The organism is Klenkia sp. PcliD-1-E (genome assembly GCF_024124375.1).
In the GTDB taxonomy this organism is placed as follows: domain Bacteria; phylum Actinomycetota; class Actinomycetes; order Mycobacteriales; family Geodermatophilaceae; genus Klenkia.
In genome coordinates this window covers 1-3,265 of record NZ_JAMXRZ010000211.1, presented here as the reverse complement: position 1 = coordinate 3,265, position 3,265 = coordinate 1, and the positions used below count along the sequence as shown (strand labels likewise).

At 76.1% G+C, this 3,265-nt stretch carries 3 protein-coding genes and 1 pseudogene; 2 read left to right on the top strand and 2 right to left on the bottom strand.

The annotated features are described in order from the left end of the window. A partial coding sequence (locus tag NH342_RS22455) for a MazG family protein (RefSeq protein WP_253018510.1) occupies nt 1–760 on the top strand: 760 nt, incomplete at its 5' end. A 10-nt stretch (nt 761–770) separates the two neighbouring features. Here NH342_RS22455 and NH342_RS22450 read toward each other — a convergent pair. Next, nucleotides 771–1,718: a DUF3592 domain-containing protein gene (locus tag NH342_RS22450; protein WP_253018508.1), complete on the bottom strand. Its 948-nt coding sequence runs from the start codon at nt 1,716–1,718 to the stop codon at nt 771–773. A gap of 7 nt (nt 1,719–1,725) precedes the next feature. Here NH342_RS22450 and eno point away from each other — a divergent pair, with 7 nt between their 5' ends. Further along, on the top strand, nt 1,726–3,057 hold the full coding sequence (gene eno, locus NH342_RS22445) for a phosphopyruvate hydratase (protein WP_374209500.1): 1,332 nt from the start codon (nt 1,726–1,728) through the stop codon (nt 3,055–3,057). Here the strand turns inward: eno and NH342_RS22440 are convergent. Beyond that, nucleotides 3,012–3,265 (bottom strand): annotated as a pseudogene (locus NH342_RS22440) (hypothetical protein); the annotation flags it as partial. The gene eno and the pseudogene NH342_RS22440 sit on opposite strands and share 46 nt — an antisense overlap.

The window sequence follows — 3,265 nt, the reverse complement described above, 5'->3', positions numbered from 1 at the left end:
GCTGCGCGAGGCGGGGGTGGCCGTCACCGAGGTCCCCGACGCCGCGACCGCCGGGCCGGACGACGTCGTGCTGCTGACCGCCGAGGAGGCCGGCGACGCCCCCGTCGTGGCCGCCGCCCCCGAGCCGCCCGGCGCCCGGCTGCTGGACGTCGTCGCCGTGATGGACCGGCTGCGCTCGCCCGGCGGCTGCCCGTGGGACGCCGAGCAGACCCACGCCTCGTTGCGCCGCTACCTCCTGGAGGAGGCGCACGAGGCCTACGACGCGATTACCGACGAGGACCTGCCCGCGATGCGCGAGGAGCTCGGCGACGTGCTGCTGCAGGTGGTCTTCCACGCCCGGGTGGCGGCCGAGTCGCCCGACGGCTTCGACGTCGACGACGTCGCCGGGGAGCTGGTGGACAAGCTGGTCCGTCGGCACCCGCACGTGTTCGCCGACGCCGGGGACCTGGACGTCGCCGGGGTGGAGGCGGGCTGGGAGGAGATCAAGAAGGCCGAGAAGCAGCGCCGTTCGCCGACCGAGGGCGTCTCGACCTCGCAGTCGGCGGCCGCCTGGGGTGCGGCGCTGGTGTCCCGCGCCCGCCGGGCGGGGCTGCCCACCCCGCCGCCCGCCGCGCTCACCGCCGCCGACCAGGCAGCCCTCGGCGAGCAGCTGCTGGGCGTGGTGGCCGCGGCCGCGGACCGCGGGTGGGACGTCGAGGACGCGCTGCGCACCGCCGTCCGTCGCTACGCCGACCAGCTGGACGCCGGCGCGGCGCGCTGACCGCCCGGGCTCAGTCCCGGCCGCGCGTGCTCGCCGGTGCGGGGGAGGAGCCCAGCACCTGCGGCAGCCAGAACAGCACCGGCGCCAGCAGCAGCGACGCCACGACGAACCCGGCCGGCCCGCTGCCGTCGACGTAGGCCCACAGCAGACCCAGCACCGGGGCCAGCACCACCGCGACCGCGTCCCCGCGCAGCTGCCGGGCCAGCGGCTGGTCGGTGGCCTGCGGGTCGACCGGGGCCTGCCGGACGTCGCCGCGCGGTGCGGTCCGGCGGACCCGGCCGGAGGACCAGACCTGCTGGCCGTCCACGACCGGCAGCACCCGGCTCGCCGTGGCCGGGTCGCCGTGCACCTGCACCGGCGCGTCGGCGCGCATCCGGTCCAGCTCCGGCGCCCAGTGCACCGGCACCCAGCGCACGCCGCGCCCGGTGGTCAGCTCCAGCCAGCTGCGCACGAGCAGACCCTGCCGGACGACGACGTGGGTGGCGGTCGCGGCGTGGGCCGGCAGCCGCGCCAGCCGGGCCCGCCCGACCAGCCGGCGCAGCGTGAGGGCGGCGACCACGACGACGGCGAGGGTGACCACGACGAGGCCGAACAGCACGTCGCGCACCGCGGTGTGCGCGGCGTCCCCGTCGGCGTAGACCGCACCCGGGTCGGCGGGGTCGTACTGCACCGGCACCTGCGTGCCGTCGGGGACGTCGACCGCCTCGCGCAGCTGCAGGGTGCCCCGCTGCGGCTGCCCGCCGGCGTCGTCCCACGTGACCACCACCTGCCGGTCCTGGACCGACTGCACGGTCGCGGTCGCGGTGGCGGTGGCACGGGCCAGCGGCTCCTGCGCGGCGCCCAGCCGCACGACCAGCACCACCAGCAGCACGACGCCCACGACGAGGACGGGGACGAGCCCGGCGAGCAGCTGGGCGCGGGCGCGGGCGTGCGGTCGGGGGCCGGCGGGCGTGGTCATCCCGGCCATGGTCCCGCACTGGGACCGCGCCGGGTCGATCGCTAGGCTTCGCCCCGTGGCCAGCATCGAGGCAGTAGGCGCGCGGGAGATCCTCGACTCGCGCGGGAACCCCACCGTCGAGGTCGAGGTCGCCCTCGACGACGGGACGATCACGCGCGCGGCGGTGCCCAGCGGCGCCTCCACCGGCGCCTTCGAGGCGGTGGAGCTCCGCGACGGCGGGAACCGCTACCTCGGCAAGGGCGTCACCAAGGCCGTCGACGGCGTCCTGGACGTCATCGGCCCCGAGCTGGTCGGCTTCGAGGCCACCGAGCAGCGGCTGGTCGACCAGGCCCTGATCGACCTCGACGGCACCCCCGACAAGTCCCGCCTGGGCGCCAACGCGATCCTCGGCGTCAGCCTCGCCGTCGCCAAGGCCGCGGCCGAGTCCACCGGCCTGCCGCTGTTCCGCTACGTCGGTGGCCCCTCGGCGCACGTGCTGCCGGTGCCGATGATGAACATCGTCAACGGCGGTGCCCACGCCGACTCCAACGTCGACGTCCAGGAGTTCATGATCGCCCCCATCGGGGCGGGCACCTTCGCCGAGGCCCTGGCCACCGGCGCGGAGGTCTACCACGCACTGAAGTCGGTGCTGAAGAAGCGGGGCCTGTCGACCGGCCTGGGCGACGAGGGCGGCTTCGCCCCCGACCTGCCCAGCAACCGCGACGCGCTGGACCTCATCGCCGAGGCCGTGGAGAAGGCCGGCTACTCGGTCGGCACGGACATCGCCTTCGCCCTGGACGTCGCGGCCACCGAGCTGCACGGCGACGGCGGGTACACCTTCGAGGGCAAGAGCCTCACCGCGGGCGACCTCACCGAGTACTACGCCGGGCTGCTCGAGGCCTACCCGATCGTCTCCATCGAGGACGCCCTGTCCGAGGAGGACTGGGAGGGCTGGGTCGACCTGACCGCGGCGATCGGTGACAAGGTGCAGCTGGTCGGCGACGACCTGTTCGTCACCAACCCCACGCGCCTGGCCGACGGCATCGCGCAGGGTGCGGCCAACGCGCTGCTGGTGAAGGTCAACCAGATCGGCACGCTCACCGAGACCCTGGACGCGGTCAACCTGGCCCACCGGTCGGGCTACCGCTGCATGATGAGCCACCGCTCGGGCGAGACCGAGGACACCACGATCGCCGACCTCGCCGTCGCCACCGACTGCGGGCAGATCAAGACCGGCGCCCCGGCCCGCTCCGAGCGCGTCGCGAAGTACAACCAGCTGCTGCGCATCGAGGAGGAGCTGGACGAGGCCGCCCGCTACGCCGGCGCCGCCGCCTTCCCGCGGCTCACCTCCGCCTCCTGAGCGGGGCGCGACCGATGGCCGACGCCCGCTCCCGCCGGGGGACCACCCCCGGCGGGGGCGGGCGCGCGCCCGGTCGCCGGCGCAGCGCCCCCCGCCCCGCCGCCCCCCACCGCCGACAGCACGCTCATGCCCTCGTCCACCAGCGCCGGGGTGTTGGGCATGACCCGCACGACGGGGACACCGGCGGGCAGTGCGGCCTCCACCCGCG